This is a genomic window from Pseudomonas sp. (assembly GCF_017744435.1).
GTDB lineage: Bacteria > Pseudomonadota > Gammaproteobacteria > Pseudomonadales > Pseudomonadaceae > Aquipseudomonas.
The window spans coordinates 225,348-244,130 of record NZ_JAGIBG010000001.1 but is presented as its reverse complement, the minus strand read 5'-3'; the positions used below and the strand labels follow the sequence as shown (position 1 = coordinate 244,130).

Here is an 18,783-nt window from a genome sequence, read left to right as displayed (position 1 = left end):
CTCACAGGTCCGGGTACAGGCGGCCAGGGTTGAACACGCCCTGGGGGTCGAGTTGCTGCTTGAGCGCGAGGTGGTAGCGCATCAGCGCCGCCGGGAGCGGCGCGCTGCTGTCGTCGCCGGGGGCATAGCGGGTGGCGTGGCCGCCAACCTTGGCCACCCGTTCGCGGATCAGCTGCACCGGTGCCGTCGACTTCAGCCAGCGCTGCGCGCCACCCCAGTCGATGAGTTGCTGCCCCGGCAAGTCGAGTTCACCGCTGGCCGTCGGCACCGACAGCCGCCACAGCGGCGCCGGGTCGTTGAAGAAGGCCAGGCGCTGTTCGCGCAGGTCGCTCCAGAAACGGCTGTCGAGCACGTCGCCGCCCAGGCGCTGGCGGGCCGATTGCACCGAGCCTGCACCGCCTTCCAGGCGCAGGTGCAGTGCTTCGCCATCGTGGCAGGCGGCACTGATCGGCAGCGGCTGCTGGCCCCATTCGGCCAGTTCGGCCAAGGCCTGGTGGCGGTCCATCGGCAGGCGCAGGCTGAGGCACTCACGCGGACGCGGCAGCACCTTCAGCGACACCTCGGTCAGCAGCCCCAGGCAGCCAAAGCTGCCGGCCATCAGCCGCGAGACGTCGAAGCCGGCGACGTTCTTCATCACCTCGCCGCCAAAGCGCAGCAGCTTGCCGTGCCCGGTGATGACCCGCGTGCCGAGCACGTAGTCACGTACCGACCCGGCCCAGGGCCGGCGCGGCCCGGACAGCCCGGCCGCGACCATGCCGCCCAGGGTCGCCTCGGCGCCCAGGTGCGGCGGTTCGCAGGGCAGCATCTGCCCGGCCTCGTGCAGCGCCGCCTCGATCTCCAGCAGTGGCGTGCCGGCGCGGGCGGTGAGCACCAGTTCGGTCGGGTCGTAGCTGACGATGCCCCGGTGGTTGCGGGTATCGAGGATCTCGCCAGCTACCGGGCGGCCGAGCATGGCCTTGCTGTTGCCGCCCTGGATGCGCAGCGGCGTGCCCAGGTTCAGGGCCTGGTTGACCTGTTCGAGCAGGTCCTGGCTCATGTCGCGGTCCAGGCTCATCAGAAGCGCTCCAGCTCGGGGAAGGGCAGTTGCCCGTGATGCACGTGCAGGGCGCCGAACTCGGCGCAGCGGTGCAGGGTGGGGATGTTCTTGCCCGGGTTGAGCAGCCCTTGCGGGTCGAACGCCGCCTTCACGGCATGGAACAGGGTGATTTCGTCGCTGTTGAACTGCGCGCACATCTGGTTGATCTTCTCGCGCCCCACGCCGTGCTCGCCGGTGATGCTGCCGCCCACCGCCACGCAGAGTTCGAGGATGCGCCCGCCGATGGCCTCGGCGCGCTCCAGCTCGCCAGGCAGGTTGGCATCGAACAGGATCAGCGGGTGCATGTTGCCGTCACCGGCGTGGAACACGTTGGCCACGCGCAGGCCGTATTCCTCGCTCAGTTCGCTGATGCCCTTGAGTACCCGTGGCAATTCGCGGCGCGGGATGGTGCCGTCCATGCAGTAGTAGTCCGGCGAAATTCGCCCCACCGCCGGGAAGGCATTCTTGCGCCCGGCCCAGAAGCGCACGCGCTCGGCCTCGTCACAGGCCAGGCGCACTTCACGGGCACCGGCTCGCTTCAGCACCGCGTCTACCCGTTCGCAGTCATCCTGCACATCGGCTTCGACGCCATCCAGCTCGCACAGCAGGATGGCGGCCGCGTCTACCGGGTAGCCGGCGTGGATGAAGTCCTCGGCGGCGCGGATCGCCAGGTTGTCCATCATCTCCAGGCCACCGGGAATGATGCCGGCGGCGATGATTTCGGCCACGGCACGGCCAGCATCCTCGACGCTGTCGAAGCTGGCCAGCAGTACCCGCGCCACCTGGGGCTTGGGCAGCAGCTTGACGGTCACCTCGGTGACGATGCCGAGCATGCCCTCGGAGCCGGTGAACAGCGCCAGCAGGTCGAAGCCCGGGCTGTCGAGGGCGTCGCTGCCCAGGGTCAGGCGTTCACCCTCGACGGTGAGGATCTCGACCTTGAGCAGGTTGTGCACGGTCAGGCCGTATTTCAGGCAGTGCACGCCACCGGCGTTTTCGGCGACGTTGCCGCCGATCGAGCAGGCGATCTGCGAAGAAGGGTCGGGTGCGTAGTACAGGCCGTGGGGGGCGGCGGCCTGGGAGATGGCCAGGTTGCGCACACCGGGCTGCACCCGGGCGAAGCGCCCTTGCGGGTTGACTTCGAGAATGCGGTTGAAGCGCGCCATCACCAGCAGGATGCCCTTGGCCAGCGGCAGCGCACCGCCCGACAGGCCGGTGCCGGCGCCGCGCGCTACCACTGGCACACCACGCGAGTGGCAGAGCTTGAGCAAGGTCTGCACCTGTTCCAGGCGTTCGGGCAGCACCACCAGCAGCGGCACGGTGCGGTAGGCCGAGAGACCGTCGCACTCGTAAGGCTTGAGGTCTTCTGCGCGGTGCAGGACCTCAAGGTCGGGGAGGGCATCACGCAACGCCTGCAGCAGCGCGGGCAGATCCACGGCGGGCAGCGCTCCGTCGACACGTTCGTCGTAGAGGATGTTCATCAGGCTCACTCAGCGGCAGTTTTTGTTGTTGTTGGCAAACCGGTCACCCTTGCAGCCTGCGCGCTTGGGTGGGGGCGGTCGAGGGTGTGGGGCACTGGTCCTACCAGTTTTTCCGCGAAGCACTGGTTATTGCTGGGTTCAAGCGGCTAGATTGGAACCATCGACAGCAGTGGTCCTACCAGTTGGAGTCCGTGCATGGGTATTGAAGGCAAGGCCAAGGTCGCAGACCAGGTGGCCGAGCGGGTCGAGCGGCTGATCGTCGAAGGCGTGCTCAAGGTCGGCCAGGCCTTGCCATCGGAGCGGCGCCTGGTGGAGAAACTGGGCTGTTCGCGCTCGGCACTGCGTGAAGGCCTGCGCATTCTGCGTGGGCGCGGCATCATCGATACCGAGCAGGGGCGCGGTTCGTTCGTCGCCGACCTTGCCGGGCAGGCCAGCGCCACGCCATTGATGCACCTGTTCAGCTCGCAGCCGCGCACGCTGTTCGACCTGCTGGAGGTGCGCGCCTTGCTGGAGGCCGAGTCGGCGCGCCTTGCGGCCTTGCGAGCCACCGATATCGACCGCCTGCTGATCCGCCGGCGCTATGAAGACATGCTGGACGCCCATGCTTCGGTTGAAGCGCTGGACCCGCGTGAACATGCGCGGCGTGACCATGCGTTTCACCGGGCGATCAGCGAGGCGTCACACAACCCGGTGCTGGTGCATACCTTGCAGTCACTGAGCGACCTGACCCTGAGCACGGTGTTCGCCTCGGTCAACAACCTCTACTGCCGGCCGGCGCAGAAGCGCCAGATCGACCGCCAGCATGCGCGGTTGTATCACGCGGTCATGGAGCAACTGCCCGAGCAGGCGCAGCGGGCGGCGCGTGAGCATATCAACGGAATTCGTGACAGTTTGCGCGAGATCGAGCAGGAAGAGCAGCGTTTGGTCAGGGCGACGATGCGTATGGATGGTTGGGGTTAGGGTCATCCTGTGCCGGCCCTTTCGCGGGCAAGCCCGCTCCCACAGGTACTGCACAGCCTTTGAATACTGTGCAGTGCCTGTGGGAGCGGGCTTGCCCGCGAAAGGGCCGGTACTGGTGATACATCAATGACGGGCGACCGGGTCATCCTGGGAGAGAATTGCCCGGGCCAGCTCTTCGTCACTGGCCTGCAGCCCAGGATGGTCCTTGCGGGCCTGTTCCAGCGCCGACTCCACATAGGCGCCACGGATGGTCCCGCCACTGGCGACGAACGCAGAAAGCTCGTCGCGAGCGGGGATGATCCGTTTGTCATCCTTGAAGGTTGAATACAGCGAGGCGGAGACACCGGCCGAGGTGGCGACGTCGCCTGCATCGACGTGGGCCAGCGCAGCGCCGGCAGGCAGCAGGAGCAGCAGCGCAGGGGCGAGGATTAGGTGGCGCATGTCGTGTTCTCCAGTAACGTGAAGTACAAGGAAAAAAACCACTCACTGTTTAAGATGACGGGCGAGTGGCGGGAGTTCCCTGTTTTCTGCCGGAGCGTCGTTGCGCCTTACACCTTGCCGCCCAACAAGCGTTGCAGCGAAGCGTCGAAGTCGCGCAGGGCATCGGCCTTGGCGGCCTGTTCGTCTTCCAGCATCCGCGCCACATTGCTGACATCCTTGCGCGCACGCCCTTCGGCGCGGCCGATGTAGGTCAGCTGGCTGTCGAAGAAGCGCGCCACCACCCGGCTCTCCACGTCTGCAGTGGCCAGGCGGCTTTCGCTGTCCAGCAGCACGATCACGTCCGGATGGTCGGCGAGCAGGCTGTCCAGGTCTTCATAGAAGGTCACCTCGGCGAACTGCTGGGCCAGTGAATGCGCCAGCCAGTCGTAGGCCTGGCTGCCACCGCGCAGGGTGGCGACCGGAATGCTGCGAGGCTGTGATTTGGCCACCGCGTCGCCACGGTGCTGCTGCAGGTAGCTGAGGGTGCTGTCGGCATTGCGCCCGAGCAGCACGGCCACGTGCTGCCCCGGGGCCAGGGCGACGCTGGAAATGGCGGTAGCCGAGTAGAAGTGCCCGTAGGGCTGGGCAGCCTGCTGGCCAGCCGGCGCGGCACAACCGCCAAGGGCAGCGAACAGGGCGAGCAGGGCAGCGAGCATGCCGGTTTTCATGGGTAGGGCCTCATCGATCAGTGAATGCGGCCATGTTCCGCCCTCAGCGGCTGCGGCGGAACTTGATGGCATTCATGGTGGCTATCGATGAGGTCGATGAATCAGCTTGGGTGGGCCATATACTGCAGGATGCGTTCGCGCAGCCAGCGCTCGGCGGGGTCGTTGTCGTGGGCACCGCTCCACACCATCGACAGTTCGGCCTCGGTGATCTCGAAGGGGGCCGGGTCGGCGCGCAGGCTGCCATCGTCGGCCAGGGCGCAGGCGGCGTAGTCCGGCACGGTGGCGATCATTTCGGTGTTGCGCAGCAGCGCGCGCAGGCTGCCGAACTGCGGCACGGCCAGCACCACCTTGCGGCAGCGGCCGATACGGGCGAGGTCGAGGTCGATGTTGCCGCTCATGTCACCGGAGAACGACACCATGACATGGGGCCGGGCGCAGTACTCGTCGAGGGTCAGCGGCCCCGGGCGATCGTCGGCGCGCAGCACCCGCACGCCGATATCGCGCAGCTTGCGGCGTTTGGCGGTGGCCGGCAGGTCGGTGGTGTAGCTCACGCCTACCGAAATCTCGCCACTGGCCAGCAGGCCCGGCATCAACAGGAAGTTGGCCCGGCGCACCACCACGCTGATGTCCGGCGCCTCCTCGCGCAGTGCCTGCAGCAAGGCGGGGAACAGGCCGAACTCGGCGTCGTCCGACAGGCCCAGGCGGAACTGGTTGCTGCTGTTGGCCGGGTCGAAGTCGCGGGCGCGGCTGATGGCGGACGAAATCACATCCATGGCCGGGCCCAGCTCGGCGAAGATCTGCATGGCCCGCGGGGTTGGCTCCATGGCCCGGCCGCTGCGGATCAGCAGCGGGTCGTCGAACAGCTCGCGCAGGCGGGCGAGGGCGGCGCTGACGGTGGACTGGGTGATGAACAGCTTTTCGCCGACGCGGGTCAGGTTGCGTTCGATCATCAGGGCTTCGAAAAGCACCAGCAGGTTCATGTCGACGCGGCGCAGGTCGTTGCGGTTCATGGGGCTTGGCTCACCGGGGCTGGAGGGGTTGGCGGTGTATTGAAGCACGACGCAGGCGGTTGTGCCTTGTATGGATGTGCCGGGGCTATCAGCCCGCAAGAGCCACTCTATTAGAACTCTGCCCAAGCTCGACTAGTCTTTCCCCTGGCCCTGCGAAATCCAGCTGCGGGCGGCGCGTCAGCACCTGGGTGCAAGACCGCGCTGCGCGAAGCATGACAGCTTCGCAAGCCCCGTGTCGGCACGTGACCGACCAGACCTGATGAAGGGGTAGGCATGAGCCCAAGTGCTCGGCTGAAAGAACACCTGGCATAGACCGGAAATCTGGATAACCGACCCAAAGGTAACAGCAGATGTCGAACGAATCGAAATGCCCGTTCCATCAAACCGCAGGTGGCGGCACCACCAACCGTGACTGGTGGCCTGACCAGCTCAACCTCAGGATCCTCCATCAACACTCGTCAAAGTCCAGCCCCGACCCGGACTTCGACTATGCCAAGGCGTTCAAGAGCCTCGACTTCCAGGCCCTGAAAAAAGACCTGACCGCCTTGATGACCGACTCCCAGGACTGGTGGCCAGCCGACTTCGGCCACTACGGCCCGCTGTTCATCCGCATGGCCTGGCACAGCGCCGGTACCTACCGCATCGGCGATGGCCGCGGCGGTGCCGGCTCCGGCCAGCAGCGCTTCGCGCCGCTCAACAGCTGGCCGGACAACGTCAGCCTCGACAAGGCCCGGCGCCTGCTGTGGCCGATCAAGCAGAAGTATGGCAACAAGATCTCCTGGGCCGACCTGATCGTGCTCACCGGCAACGTCGCCCTGGAGTCCATGGGCTTCAAGACCTTCGGCTTCTCGGGCGGGCGCGCCGACGTGTGGGAACCGGACGAAGACGTTTACTGGGGCTCGGAAAAGGTCTGGCTGGGTGGCGACACCCGCTACGGCAAGGCCCAGCCGCCTGGCAAAGGTGACCTGGTGGCCGAACCGGCCAAGCGCCCCGAAGAAGAAAGCCGCACCCTGCAAGGTGAGCGCAACCTGGAAAACCCGCTGGCCGCCGTGCAGATGGGCCTGATCTACGTCAACCCGGAAGGCCCGGAAGGCAACCCTGACCCGGTGGCGTCGGGCAAGGACATCCGCGACACCTTCGGCCGCATGGCCATGAATGACGAAGAAACCGTGGCACTGATCGCCGGCGGCCACGCCTTCGGCAAGACCCACGGTGCCGGCCCGGCCGACAACGTCGGCCCCGAGCCTGAGGCTGCCGGCCTGGAACTGCAGGGCCTGGGCTGGGCCAACAAGTTCGGCACTGGCAAGGGTGGCGACGCCATCACCAGCGGCCTGGAAGTGATCTGGACCTCGACGCCCACAAAATGGAGCAACGAGTACCTCAACAACCTGTTCAACTTCGAGTGGGAACTGACCAAGAGCCCGGCTGGCGCTCACCAGTGGCGACCGAAAGATGGCAAGGGCGCGGGTACCGTGCCGGATGCCCATGACGCGGGCAAGCGCCACGCACCTTCGATGCTCACCTCTGACCTGGCCCTGCGTTTCGACCCGATCTACGGGCCGATCGCCAAGCGCTTCAAGGACAACCCGGACCAGCTGGCAGATGCCTTCGCCCGGGCCTGGTACAAGCTGATCCACCGTGACATGGGCCCGCTGGCGCGCTACCTGGGCCCGGAAATGCCCAACGAAGAGCTGCTGTGGCAAGACCCGCTGCCGAAAGCCGAGCAGCCCGTGCTGGGCGAGCAGGACATCGCCGGGCTCAAGGCCAAGATTCTCGCTTCGGGCCTGAGCGTCGCCGAACTGGTTTCCACCGCCTGGGCCGCGGCCTCGACCTTCCGTGGCTCGGACAAGCGCGGTGGCGCCAACGGTGGCCGGCTGCGCCTGGCACCGCAGAAGGACTGGGCGGCGAACCAGGGCACCGGCAAGGTGCTGGCGGCGTTGGAGAAGATCCAGGGCGAATTCAACGCCGGCGGCAAGAAGGTCTCCCTGGCCGACCTCATCGTCCTCGCCGGCTCTGCCGCCGTGGAAAAGGCCGCCAAGGACGCGGGGCACAACGTCAGCGTGGGCTTCCGCCCGGGCCGTGTCGATGCTTCCCAGGCGCAGACCGACGTCGAGTCGTTTGCCGTGCTGGAGCCGCTGGCCGATGGCTTCCGCAACTTCAGCAAGGCCCGTTATAGCGTCAAGGCCGAGAAGCTGTTGCTGGACAAGGCCCAGTTGCTGACCCTCACCGCGCCCGAACTGACCGTGCTGATTGGCGGCCTTCGCGTGCTCGGCGCCAACCATGGCGGCAGCAAGGACGGTGTGTTTACCGACAAGCCTGGCACCCTGAGCAACGACTTCTTCCGTAACCTGCTGGACATGGGCGTGGAGTGGAAGCCGACGTCGGCGGACAACGAACGCTTCGAAGGCCGCGATCGCAAGACCGGGCAGGTGAAGTGGACAGGCAGCCGGGTCGACCTGGTGTTTGGCTCGCATGCGCAGTTGCGGGCGCTGAGCGAGGTGTATGGCAGCAGCGATGGCAAGGACAAGTTTGTCAAAGACTTCGTCGCCGCTTGGGTGAAAGTCATGGAGCTGGATCGCTTTGATCTGAAGTGAATCGAGGGCGCTTTGCGCCCTTTTCGCGACACAAGGCCGCTCCTACAGGTACAGCGCCAGGTTTGCAGATGGCGCGATACCTGTAGGAGCGGCCTTGTGTCGCGAATGGGCTGCAAAGCAGCCCCAAGGCCAGTGGCCATAGCGCCAATTCCAGGTCGGATAAATACAAAAGCGTCCTCGTTCGTTCTGTTGCAATGCTTCTCAGGCGGCCGGCCTGAACAGCGTGCTCACAACGACAAGGAACACCGACCATGCAAATGCCCCAGACCCTGAAAATCCGCAATGGCGACAAGGTCAAGCCGACCTTCTCCGCACAGGAGTACGCCGCCCGTCATGCCCGCCTGCGGGCCTACATGGCCGAACAGGATATCGAGGCGGCCATCTTCACCTCGTACCATAACGTCAACTACTACAGCGACTTCCTCTACTGCTCGTTCGGCCGCCCCTACGCGCTGGTGGTCACCCAGGACAAGGTGGTGTCGATCAGCGCCAACATCGACGGCGGCCAGCCCTGGCGGCGCACGGTGGGAACCGACAACATCGTCTACACCGACTGGCAGCGCGACAACTACTTCGTCGCCATCCAGCAGGCCCTGCCACTGGCCTCGCGCATCGGCGTCGAATACGACCATCTCAACCTGCAGAACCACGCCAAGCTCGCCGCCTGCTACCCCAAGGCCGAACTGCTGGACATCGGTGCCCCGTGCATGCGCATGCGCATGATCAAGTCGGCCGAGGAGCAGGCGCTGATTCGCCATGGCGCACGGGTTGCCGACATCGGTGGGGCGGCGGTGGTCGAGGCCCTGCGCGACCAGGTGCCGGAATATGAAGTGGCGCTGCATGCCACCCAGGCGATGGTCCGCGAGATTGCCAGGAGCTTCCCGGACAGCGAGCTGATGGACACCTGGACCTGGTTCCAGTCCGGGCTCAACACCGACGGCGCGCACAACCCGGTCACCAGCCGCAAGGTCAACAAGGGCGACATCCTCAGCCTCAACTGCTTCCCGATGATCGCCGGCTACTACACCGCGCTGGAGCGCACCTTGTTCCTCGACCATTGCCCGGACGACCACCTGCGCTTGTGGCAGGCCAACGTCGAGGTGCATGAAGCGGGCCTCAAGCTGGTGCGCCCGGGCATGCGCTGCTGCGACATCGCCCGTGAACTGAACGAGATCTTCCTGCGCCACGACCTGCTGCAGTACCGCACGTTTGGCTATGGCCACTCGTTCGGCACGCTGAGCCACTACTACGGCCGGGAAGCCGGGCTGGAACTGCGCGAGGACATCGACACGGTACTGGAGCCGGGCATGGTGGTGTCGATCGAGCCGATGATCATGCTGCCCGAAGGGCGGCCAGGGGCGGGCGGCTACCGCGAGCATGACATCCTGATCGTCAATGAACACGGGGCCGAGAACATCACCAAGTTCCCCTATGGCCCGGAGCACAACATCATTCGCAAATAAGCATCGGCGTCGCCTGCTTCGCGGCTGAAGCCGCTCCCACAGCGTTACCACCACCCTGAAGGCCGGTGAAATACCTGTAGGAGCGGCTTCAGCCGCGAAGAGGCCGGCCCCGACAACAAGAAAACAACTGTATGACCACCAGACCCTGCCGCCAATTAGAAGAATCAGAGGGTACCCGTCATGTCCAGCACCACCTTCAACGCTCCCTCCCTCGACGGCGCTGCACCCGACGCCGAACGCCAGGCCCTGCGCAAGGCCGCGCGCGCCAGTTTCATGGGCAATTTCGTCGAATGGTTCGACTACGCCGCCTACGGCTACCTCGCCACCATCATTGCCGCCACTTTCTTCCCACAGACTGACAAGACCAGCGGCCTGCTGGCGACCTTCGCTGTCTTTGCCCTGTCATTCCTGGTCCGCCCGCTGGGCGGCGTGGTCTGGGGGCATTTTGGCGATCGTCATGGCCGGCGCAACGCCCTGTCCTTGTCGATCCTGATCATGTCGATTTCAACGTTCTGCATCGGCCTGCTGCCAGGTTATGCGCAGATCGGCCTGTGGGCGCCCGGCCTGCTGTTGCTGATCCGCCTGGTCCAGGGGTTTTCCGCCTCGGGCGAATACGCCGGTGCCGCGGCATTTCTTGCCGAGTACGCACCACCCGGCCGGCGTGGCCTGTACACCAGCATCGTGCCGGCCAGCACGGCGGCCGGGCTGCTGTTCGGTGCGGCATTCGTCGCGGTGCTGCATGAGCTGTTGAGCAGCGAGGACCTGCACAGCTGGGGCTGGCGCCTGCCTTTCCTGCTGGCCGCACCGTTTGGCCTGGTCGGCCGTTACATCCGCATGAGCCTGCAAGACACGCCAAAGTTTCTGGAGATGGAGCAGCGCCTGGAACACAAGGCCTGCATGACCCCGGCGCCGATCCGCGAGCTGTTGGCCCGGCATCGCCGCAGCCTGGCCATTGGCCTCGGTGTCACCTGCCTCAACGCCGTGGCGTTCTACCTGCTGCTCAGCTACATGCCGACCTACCTGTCCAACGAGATGGGCATGAGCGAGCGCGATTCGTTCATTGCCTCTACGGTATCGCTGGCAACCTACATCGGCCTGATCTTCCTGATGGGGCGGCTGTCCGACCAGTTTGGCCGCAAGACCATGCTGGTGGTGGCTTCGCTGCTGTTTCTCGGCCTGACCGTACCCTTGTTCAAATTGCTCGACGGGCAGCCGCTGCTGGTGATCCTGGCCATCCAGATTCTCTTCGGTGCAATGTTGGCGATGAACGACGGTACCTTGCCGTGCCTGCTGGCGGAGATATTCCCGACCCAGGTGCGTTTCAGCGGCTTCGCCTTGAGCTTCAACCTGGCCAATGCGCTGTTTGGCGGGACCGCGCCGTTCATCGCCACCTGGCTGATCCAGGCCACGGGCAGCAAGCTGGCCCCGGCGGGCTACCTGCTGGCCGCCGCGCTGGTAGCCTTGCTGGCCATGTTGATGTGCCGGGAAACGGCGCATGCGGCCCTGCAGGACTGAGCCGCTTCCCTCAGTGCAACGAGGCCTGGCGCCGTTCACCCAACGGCGACAGGCCAAAGAAGCGACTGTAACTCTTGGAAAAGTGCGCCGGTGAGCTGAACCCGCAGGCCAGCGCCACCTCGCGCACCTGCACATCGCTGCGCAGCAGCAGTTCCCGTGCCCGTGACAGGCGCAACTCCAGGTAGTACTGACTGGGGGTGCGCTGCAGGTATTTATGGAACAGCCGCTCCAGCTGGCGCACGGTCACTTCGTTGAGGCTGGCCAGCTCGTCCAGCCCCAGCGGCTCCTCCAGGTTCGCCTCCATGATCGCCACCACCTGGCTCAGCTTGGGCTGGGCACTGCCGAGCAAGGTGCGCAACGGCACACGCTGGCGCTCGCGCTCCCCCCTTACACGGTCACACAGCAACAGTTCGGCGGCCTTGGCGGCGATGTCCTGGCCGCCGGCCTGGCGGGCGACCAGTTGCAGCATCATGTCCATGGCCGCCACGCCACCGGAACAGGTGAAACGGTCGCGGTCCAGCTCGAACAGCTGGCTGGAGATGACAATGTCGGGGAAGTGTTCCTGCAGGGTGTGCAGGTCTTCCCAGTGGATGGTGCAGCGGTAGCCGTTGAGCAGCTCGGCCTTGGCCAGCAGGTAGCTGCCGGTGCAGATCCCGCCCAGCGGCAGGCGCTGGCGGGCCAGTTGGCGCAGCCAGTCGATCAGTGGTCGGGTATTGCCACGGCTGCGGTCGATCGGGTTGGCGCCGACCACGAACAGGGCGTCCAGCGCCGGGGCGTCGGCGATACTGTAATCGGGCAGCACGCGCATGCCATTGCTGGCGACCACCGGCTCCGGGCTGGCGGCAATCAACACGGTACGGTACAAGGGGTGGCGCGCAGCCAGGTTGGCCATGCGCAGGGTTTCCACCGCCGATGCCAGGCCGATGGTCGTGAAGTTGGGCAACACCAGAAAACCGAAGGTTCTGGTTGGGCAAGGCGTTACGCTGATGGAAGCGGGGTGGACCATTGCGATCTTCCTGTGCAAGCTGAGGCGTCGTTCGTCAGGGGCAGTGGCAAAACAGGCCTCGCGTGTTTCTTGTTGTTATGGGTCGTTGCCGGGCTGATCTTACACCCCGGGCGCAACGGCCAGGAATGGACCTGATTGCAGAATAAGAAGGTGATCGTACGTGAACCCTGAATCCATGCTGGCGGCGCTGCCAGGTTTCGCCGTCGCCCCTGAGGCGATCCAGGTACTGCCCGATGCTGCGGCCTACCGTACCTGCCTGCTCGAACGCATCGCCACGGCGACCCGGCGTATCGTCATCGTCGCCCTGTACCTGCAGGAAGACGAGGCCGGCCAGGAGGTGCTCGATGCCCTGTACCAGGCCAAGGCCGAGCGGCCGGGCCTGGAGATCGTCATCGTGGTCGACTGGTTCCGTGCCCGCCGTGGCCTGCTCGGGGCCGGGCGCCAGCCGGGCAACGCGGCCTGGTACCAGGCCCAGCGCCAGTTGCGTGGGCTCGACGTGGTGATCCATGGCGTGCCGGTGCAGACCCGCGAGCTGTTCGGCGTGCTGCACCTGAAGGGCAGCGTGATCGACGATTGCGTGATCTATACCGGCGCCAGCCTGAACAACGTCTATCTGCACCGCTTCGACCGCTACCGGCTGGACCGTTACCACCTGTTCCAGTCACCGGCCCTGGCCGACGCCATGGTCGACCTGGTCCGGCGCCTGCTGCACCACACCGCCACGCCGCGCCTGGACCTGCCCGCGCCACCGGCTACCCGCAGCTTGCGCGGTGACATCCGGCGCCTGCGCGCGCGCCTGCGGCGCATGGCCTATGACGCACCGGTCGCCATGGCGGGGCAGGGGCTGCGGGTAATCCCGCTGCTCGGCGTCGGCCGTGGCAACCCGCTCAACCGCACGCTGTGCGCGCTGCTGGCAGCGGCACGCGCGCAGATCATCATCAGCACGCCGTATTTCAACCCGCCCCGGGTGGTGATGCGCGAGATCGACCATGCCTTGGACCGGGGCGTGCGTATCGAGCTGATTGTCGGCCACCGCACCGCCAACGACTTCTATATCGCCCCGGGCGAGCCGTTCAGCGCCAGCGGCGCCTTGCCCTACTTGTACGAAGACAACCTGCGCGCCTTTGCCCGGCGGCGGCACAACGCCATTGCCAGCGGCCAGTTGCAGATTCGGATCTGGAACGATCCGGGGCATACGTTCCACGCCAAGGGGGTGTGGGTCGATCAGCGCTATTCGCTGCTGACCGGCAACAACCTCAACCCACGCGGGTTCAACCTGGACCTGGAAAACGGGCTGCTGATTGATGACCCGCACGGGCAGTGGCTGGTGCCACGGGCGGTGGAACTGGAGGGCATTCGCCGGCATGCGCCGCAGATCGGCACGGCGGATGAACTGGGCGAGAAGGCCGAGCATCCCAAGGAAGTGCGCAAGTTTTTGCGGCGCCTGCGCTATAGCCGGCTGGAGCCGTTGATCAAGCGGGTGCTTTGAGCCCGGTCCCTTTGCTGGGCAAAAGGCTATCATCAACCTGGGTAACCCGGCGGAGAACCAGGCGTGAGTGCGTTTTTTCAGGAGACAGGGAAGACCACGGAGCGTGTCGTACCTTGAATGGATGCATTCATTTGCGTGCAACGCGACGGTTCGCCCCTCTGAAAAGTCATCTCAAGCGCATACAATCACGCCTTTTCCACGTTAACCAGACAGGCCAATCCGTCTATGGCGCTTGATCCACCCACGATGCTGACGATCTCCATCGCCCTGGCCGCAGCAGCTGCGCTGTACCTGGCGATCGAGTGGCGCAGTGTCCGCGAATCGTCGCTGCTGTACTGGAGCGCCGGTTTCGCCACCATCACGGTCGGTTCGACCCTGGCCCTGCTGCGCGGGATCGGCCTGCTGCTGATCGGCATCTGGTTCGCCAACGGCTTGCTGGTGGTTGCCCACGCGTTCTTCCTGCTGGGCGTGGTGCGTTTCACCCAGGTCCGGCTGTCACGGGCGTGGCTGCTGATCGTGCTGGTATGGTTCGGCCTGTTGCTGCTGCCCGTGGGGCCGCAGTGGTCGAAAGCGATGCTGATGGTCAACTCGCTGCTGGTGGCGTTGCTCACGCTCAAGGCCAGCTACCTGCTGCGCCCCCATGGCAAGTCGCTGAGCGTGGGGGCGGTGCAGCTGCGTTACGTGCTGCTGATCCATGGGCTGTTCTATGGGGCCAAGGCGATCGTGGCGGTGACGCCGGGTTCGCTGATCGACCTGGCGACCTTTGGCGGGCTGATCATCCAGGTTTCCCTGGTCGAAGGGGCGATGGCGATCATGCTGATCGCGCTGTCGATGACCGGCACCGTGCGCTATCGCCGTGAAGAACGGATTGCCCGGCTGGCCGCCCGCGACCCCCTGACCGCGTTGTACAACCGCCGGGCCCTGGAAGTGCGGGCCACGCACCTGTTCAAGGCAGTCAGCCCGGCCCAGCCTGGGGCGTTGTTGCTGATCGATATCGACAACTTCAAGCTGGTCAACGACCTGCATGGCCATGCGGCGGGTGACCGCCTGCTTATCGCGTTGAGCGAGATGATCCGTGCGGTGCTGCCGGAGCGGTCGTTGGCTGCGCGGCTGGGCGGCGATGAGTTCGTGATCCTGCTCAGCGATGCCAGCAGCGAGCAGGTGGTGGAACTGGGCAGCCAGCTGCGCGAGCAGTTCCAGCAATTTGCCCGGGAGGCGATGCCGACCCCGCAAGCGGTGACCTTGAGTATCGGCGCCAACCTGTTCGACCAGCCACCGGCCAGCCTGGCGGCGTTGATCGAGCAGGGGGATGTGGCGTTGTACCAGTCCAAGCGTGGCGGGCGTGACAGCATTCGCCTGGTGGACCGGACTGTGGCGAGTCCTGTCAGATAGATTGGTGTTGGCCCATTCGCGGGCGCGCCCGCTCCCACAGGAATATCACTGGCTTCAATGCCTATGAAATCTCTGTGGGAGCGGGCGTGCCCGCGAATGGGCCGCAAAGCGGCCCCGGCGATCTCAGGTCACGACCTGATAGCAAGGCACATACGCCGCCCCACCCGGCAATTTCATCCGGTGCTGGTCGACAAACGCCTGCAACAAGCGCCCCAACGGTTCCAGCACCGCCGCATCACCGCGGATCTGATACGGCCCGTGCTCCTCGATCAGCCGGATCCCCTTGTCCTTCACGTTGCCCGCGACGATCCCGGAAAACGCCCGGCGCAAATTGGCCGCCAGCTCGTGCGCTGGCAAATCACGGCGCAGGGCCAGTTCGGCCATGTTGGCGTGGGTCGGGTCGAACGGGTGCTGGAAGCCGCCGTCGATCTTCAGCAGCCAGTTGAAGTGGAAGGCGTCGTTGCGCTCGCGGCGGAACTGCTTGACCTCCTTGAGCCCCTCGACCATGTGCCGGGCCACTTCGGCCGGGTCATCGATGATGATCTGGTAGTGACGCTGCGCCGCCTCGCCGAGGGTGGCGCCGACGAACGCATGCAGCTGCTGCAGGAACGGTTCGGCGCTGCGTGGCCCGGTGAGCACCACCGGGAAGGGCAGGGCCTGGTTGTCCGGGTGCATGAGGATGCCGAGCAGGTAGAGGAATTCCTCGGCAGTACCGGCGCCGCCGGGGAAGATGATGATGCCGTGGCCAACGCGGACGAAGGCTTCCAGGCGCTTCTCGATGTCCGGCAGGATCACCAGCTCGTTGACGATCGGGTTCGGCGCCTCGGCGGCGATGATGCCCGGTTCGGTCAGGCCCAGGTAGCGGCTGCCGTGCATGCGTTGCTTGGCATGGGCGATGGTCGCGCCCTTCATCGGGCCCTTCATCACGCCCGGGCCGCAGCCGGTGCAGATGTCCAGCTTGCGCAGGCCCAGCTCATGGCCGACCTTCTTGGTGTACTGGTACTCCTCGCTGCTGATCGAGTGGCCGCCCCAGCACACCACCATCTTCGGCTCCACGCCAGGGCGCAGGGTGCGGGCGTTGCGCAGCAGGTGGAAGACATAATCGGTGATGCCCTGGGAGCTTTCCAGGTCGATGCGCTGGCTGGCCAGCTCGCTTTCGGTGTAGACGATGTCGCGCAGGGCGCTGAACAGCATCTCGCGGGTGCTGGCGATCATTTCGCCATCGACGAAGGCGTCGGCTGGAGCGTTCAGCAGCTCCAGGCGCACGCCGCGGTCTTGCTGGTGAATGCGGACTTCGAAGTCCTTGTACGCCTCGAGAATGGTCTTGGCGTTGTCGACATGGGCGCCGGTATTGAGAATGGCCAGGGCGCACTGGCGGAACAAGGTGTAGAGGCTACCGGTACCGACTTCACTCAGTTGCTGGACTTCACGTTGCGACAGCGTCTCCAGGCTGCCCTTGGGGCTGACGGATGCATTGATGACATGGCGTTGAGGCATCTAAGTCGTTCCTGTGCAGGTAAAAACATCCTTGCAAGACAACACCATACCGATCCCTGCACGTCAACCTAAAAGGCGTTGCACACCCAGGGTGATCGCCATGCCGCCGCCCACCAGCCACAGGTTGAGGATCGCCCCGGTGATCAGCGCCTTGGGGCCGGCCTGGCGGATCTGGCTCCAGCGGGTTTCCATGCCCAGCGCGGTCATGGCCATGGTCAGGGCGAAGGTGTCCAGGCTGTTGATGGCCTGGGTCACGCTGCCTGGCAGCACCTGCAGCGAGTTCACCAGCACCAGGGCGAGGAAGCCGAAGGCGAACCAGGGCATGGCGATGCGGCCATTACCTTGTGCCTGGCCGGGCTGGCGCGAACGGCTGATCCACAGGCCGACCACCAGCAGCACCGGCACCAGCAGCATCACCCGGGTCATCTTGACGATGGTGGCGATGTGCGTAGCTTCGGGGCTGACGTTGCTGGCCGCGCCCACCACCTGCGCCACTTCATGAATGGTCCCGCCGAGGAACAGGCCGGCTCCCATCGTATCCAGGGGCAGCCAGCCGGCATTGATCGCCACTGGGTAGAGGAACATCGACAAGGTACCGAACAGCACCACGCTGCCGACTGCCATGGCGCTCTTGTGCGGGGCGCTGCGCAGCGCCGATTCGAAGGCCAGCACGGCGGCGGCGCCACAGATCGCACTGCCGGCTGCGGTGAGCAGGGCGGTGTCGCGGTCCAGCTTGAACAGCTTGGTGCCGCACCACAGGCCGATCAGCAAAGTGCTGGTCACCACCAGCAGCGAGACGGTCAAGCCGGACCAGCCGACTTCGGCGATCTCCTGCAGGCTCACGCGCAGGCCGAAGAAGGCCACGGCAATGCGCAGCAGCCCACGGGCCGAGAAGTTGATGCCGGCCGCCCAGCTGGCCGGCACGCCATCGCGCAGGGCGTTGCCGTACAGGGCACCGGCGACGATGCCGACGATCAGCGGGCTGATGCCCAGGCTGGCGATGGCGGGCAGGGCCGCCAGCTGGGTGACGGCGAGCGCGAACAGCGCGACGAACAGGATGCCGTTGAGCCGCCCTCGGGTGGAGAGGGTGGGCGCAAGCGCGGGGTTGGAAGTTGCCGTGGCCATGTGAGTCCTCCGGGAAAGTGTTTCGACATGGCCTACGTTAATCTGGTTATAAGCTTATAAAAAATCGTAATTTAGGATGGCAAATATCCGTTTAGCTGATATTTTCAAAAGATGACCCCAGAACAGCTGATAACCTTCGCCACCGTAGCCGAGCACGGCAACATCAGCCATGCGGCCCAGGCCCTGCATCTGTCGCAGCCAGCGGTGTCCGGCCAGCTCAAGTTGCTGCAGGAGGCCTTTGGCGAGCCCCTGTACCAGCGTGCCGGCCGTGGCGTGCGCCTGACGGCGGCTGGCGAGCAACTGCTGGCCCATGCCCAGCGCCTGCGGGACACCTTTCGCCAGGCCCAGGCCTTGTGCGAGGCCATGCGCGGACTGGAGCGCGGCACCTTGCGCATTGGCGCCAGCACCACGCCGGCCAGCTACCTGCTGCCGTACCTGATTGCCGACTTCCATGGGCGCTATCCAGAGGTGCTGGTGACCACGTCCCACGGCAACACGGCGGAAATCGTCGCAGCGCTGGACAGCGTCGATATCGCCCTCATCGAAGGCCCACCAGGGCAGGAGCTGCCACTGGGCACCGAAGTGACGGCGTGGCGCGAGGATGAGATCGTGGCCATCGTGCCGCGCGATCATCCCTTGGCAGGTGCCGAGCAGCAGGGCTTGCAGGCGTTGGGGGCTTACCCGTTGGTGCTGCGTGAAAGTGGTTCGGGGGTGCGCCAGATCGTCGAGCGGGCATTTGCCCGGCACGGTGTGGCCATGCGCGTGGCGCTGGAGATCGCCGGCGTGGAAGGGGTGAAAGAGGCGGTACGGGCCGGGATGGGGATTGGCTTTGTCTCGGCCATGTCGATCCGCCATGAGCAGGGTGTATTGCGACAACTGAGAATTGCGCCTGAACCGTTGGTGCGGCGCTTTTCCATCCTCTTGCCCCATGCCGCCACGCCGTCGCGGGCGGCCGCGCGGTTCATGGAGCTGTGCGTGGGCCAGCGCACCGGGGCCACGTAACCCGCCCCTGCTGCCGGCAGCAGGGGCGG

The 18,783-nt window shown here is 65.5% G+C and carries 15 protein-coding genes; 7 read left to right on the top strand and 8 right to left on the bottom strand.

The annotated features are described in order from the left end of the window. Position 1 precedes the first annotated feature (1 nt). Together glcE and glcD are read right to left on the bottom strand one after the other, a co-directional pair. A complete protein-coding gene (gene glcE, locus J7573_RS01135; RefSeq protein WP_294324279.1) occupies positions 2–1,054 on the bottom strand; it encodes a glycolate oxidase subunit GlcE in 1,053 nt (350 codons plus the stop codon). Beyond that, complete coding sequence (gene glcD / locus J7573_RS01130; RefSeq protein ID WP_294324277.1) at positions 1,054–2,553, bottom strand: glycolate oxidase subunit GlcD; 1,500 nt, start codon at positions 2,551–2,553, stop codon at positions 1,054–1,056. Before glcD ends, glcE begins: the two co-directional genes overlap by 1 nt. A gap of 195 nt (positions 2,554–2,748) precedes the next feature. Here glcD and glcC point away from each other — a divergent pair, with 195 nt between their 5' ends. Then, complete coding sequence (gene glcC / locus J7573_RS01125; protein ID WP_294324274.1) at positions 2,749–3,513, top strand: transcriptional regulator GlcC; 765 nt, start codon at positions 2,749–2,751, stop codon at positions 3,511–3,513. A 123-nt stretch (positions 3,514–3,636) separates the two neighbouring features. Here glcC and J7573_RS01120 read toward each other — a convergent pair whose 3' ends face one another. From J7573_RS01120 to J7573_RS01110, 3 genes are all read right to left on the bottom strand, one after another. Continuing rightward, complete coding sequence (locus J7573_RS01120) at positions 3,637–3,954, bottom strand: DUF2388 domain-containing protein (RefSeq protein WP_294324272.1); 318 nt, start codon at positions 3,952–3,954, stop codon at positions 3,637–3,639. 107 nt (positions 3,955–4,061) lie between these two features. Further along, entirely contained in the window at positions 4,062–4,661 is a 600-nt protein-coding gene (locus J7573_RS01115; protein ID WP_294324270.1) for a hypothetical protein, read from the bottom strand. A 101-nt stretch (positions 4,662–4,762) separates the two neighbouring features. Further along, positions 4,763–5,671 (bottom strand): LysR family transcriptional regulator, encoded by a 909-nt coding sequence (locus tag J7573_RS01110; protein ID WP_294324266.1) that lies wholly within the window; start codon positions 5,669–5,671, stop codon positions 4,763–4,765. Between the two features lie 350 nt (positions 5,672–6,021). On the opposite strand from J7573_RS01110, the gene katG reads away from it, so the two are divergent. The 3 genes from katG to J7573_RS01095 all read left to right on the top strand — a co-directional run bounded on the left by katG (position 6,022) and on the right by J7573_RS01095 (position 11,243). Beyond that, positions 6,022–8,265, top strand: a complete 2,244-nt coding sequence (katG, locus tag J7573_RS01105; protein ID WP_294324264.1) for a catalase/peroxidase HPI — start codon at positions 6,022–6,024, stop codon at positions 8,263–8,265. A gap of 251 nt (positions 8,266–8,516) precedes the next feature. Further along, positions 8,517–9,728 carry a M24 family metallopeptidase gene (locus J7573_RS01100; RefSeq protein ID WP_294324262.1) on the top strand — a complete coding sequence of 404 codons (1,212 nt, stop codon included), beginning with the start codon at positions 8,517–8,519 and terminating at the stop codon, positions 9,726–9,728. Between the two features lie 180 nt (positions 9,729–9,908). After that, positions 9,909–11,243 (top strand): MFS transporter, encoded by a 1,335-nt coding sequence (locus J7573_RS01095; protein WP_294324259.1) that lies wholly within the window; start codon positions 9,909–9,911, stop codon positions 11,241–11,243. A gap of 10 nt (positions 11,244–11,253) precedes the next feature. Here the strand turns inward: J7573_RS01095 and J7573_RS01090 are convergent, their stop codons facing one another. Next, complete coding sequence (locus J7573_RS01090) at positions 11,254–12,249, bottom strand: GlxA family transcriptional regulator (protein ID WP_294324256.1); 996 nt, start codon at positions 12,247–12,249, stop codon at positions 11,254–11,256. Between the two features lie 160 nt (positions 12,250–12,409). Here J7573_RS01090 and pssA point away from each other — a divergent pair, with 160 nt between their 5' ends. Beyond that, positions 12,410–13,738, top strand: coding sequence for a CDP-diacylglycerol--serine O-phosphatidyltransferase (gene pssA, locus J7573_RS01085; protein ID WP_294324254.1), 1,329 nt, complete (start codon positions 12,410–12,412; stop codon positions 13,736–13,738). A 225-nt stretch (positions 13,739–13,963) separates the two neighbouring features. Beyond that, a complete protein-coding gene (locus tag J7573_RS01080) occupies positions 13,964–15,130 on the top strand; it encodes a GGDEF domain-containing protein (protein WP_294324251.1) in 1,167 nt (388 codons plus the stop codon). Between the two features lie 123 nt (positions 15,131–15,253). Here the strand turns inward: J7573_RS01080 and ppnN are convergent, their stop codons facing one another. Both ppnN and J7573_RS01070 read right to left on the bottom strand, forming a co-directional pair. Beyond that, positions 15,254–16,627, bottom strand: coding sequence for a nucleotide 5'-monophosphate nucleosidase PpnN (ppnN, locus tag J7573_RS01075; RefSeq protein ID WP_060513345.1), 1,374 nt, complete (start codon positions 16,625–16,627; stop codon positions 15,254–15,256). A 63-nt stretch (positions 16,628–16,690) separates the two neighbouring features. After that, entirely contained in the window at positions 16,691–17,752 is a 1,062-nt protein-coding gene (locus J7573_RS01070; protein ID WP_294324240.1) for a YeiH family protein, read from the bottom strand. Between the two features lie 111 nt (positions 17,753–17,863). On the opposite strand from J7573_RS01070, the gene J7573_RS01065 reads away from it, so the two are divergent. Continuing rightward, on the top strand, positions 17,864–18,754 hold the full coding sequence (locus J7573_RS01065) for a LysR family transcriptional regulator (protein WP_294324236.1): 891 nt from the start codon (positions 17,864–17,866) through the stop codon (positions 18,752–18,754). Positions 18,755–18,783: the final 29 nt, after the last annotated feature.

What these genes read in the sequence shown, in the direction of transcription:
- glcE (WP_294324279.1), bottom strand. Translation starts at nt 1,054, where the DNA reads ATGAGCCTGGACCGCGACATGAGCCAGGACCTGCTCGAACAGGTCAAC.
- glcD (WP_294324277.1), bottom strand. Translation starts at nt 2,553, where the DNA reads ATGAACATCCTCTACGACGAACGTGTCGACGGAGCGCTGCCCGCCGTG.
- glcC (WP_294324274.1), top strand. Translation starts at nt 2,749, where the DNA reads ATGGGTATTGAAGGCAAGGCCAAGGTCGCAGACCAGGTGGCCGAGCGG.
- J7573_RS01120 (WP_294324272.1), bottom strand. Translation starts at nt 3,954, where the DNA reads ATGCGCCACCTAATCCTCGCCCCTGCGCTGCTGCTCCTGCTGCCTGCC.
- J7573_RS01115 (WP_294324270.1), bottom strand. Translation starts at nt 4,661, where the DNA reads ATGAAAACCGGCATGCTCGCTGCCCTGCTCGCCCTGTTCGCTGCCCTT.
- J7573_RS01110 (WP_294324266.1), bottom strand. Translation starts at nt 5,671, where the DNA reads ATGAACCGCAACGACCTGCGCCGCGTCGACATGAACCTGCTGGTGCTT.
- katG (WP_294324264.1), top strand. Translation starts at nt 6,022, where the DNA reads ATGTCGAACGAATCGAAATGCCCGTTCCATCAAACCGCAGGTGGCGGC.
- J7573_RS01100 (WP_294324262.1), top strand. Translation starts at nt 8,517, where the DNA reads ATGCAAATGCCCCAGACCCTGAAAATCCGCAATGGCGACAAGGTCAAG.
- J7573_RS01095 (WP_294324259.1), top strand. Translation starts at nt 9,909, where the DNA reads ATGTCCAGCACCACCTTCAACGCTCCCTCCCTCGACGGCGCTGCACCC.
- J7573_RS01090 (WP_294324256.1), bottom strand. Translation starts at nt 12,249, where the DNA reads ATGGTCCACCCCGCTTCCATCAGCGTAACGCCTTGCCCAACCAGAACC.
- J7573_RS01080 (WP_294324251.1), top strand. Translation starts at nt 13,964, where the DNA reads ATGGCGCTTGATCCACCCACGATGCTGACGATCTCCATCGCCCTGGCC.
- ppnN (WP_060513345.1), bottom strand. Translation starts at nt 16,627, where the DNA reads ATGCCTCAACGCCATGTCATCAATGCATCCGTCAGCCCCAAGGGCAGC.
- J7573_RS01070 (WP_294324240.1), bottom strand. Translation starts at nt 17,752, where the DNA reads ATGGCCACGGCAACTTCCAACCCCGCGCTTGCGCCCACCCTCTCCACC.
- J7573_RS01065 (WP_294324236.1), top strand. Translation starts at nt 17,864, where the DNA reads ATGACCCCAGAACAGCTGATAACCTTCGCCACCGTAGCCGAGCACGGC.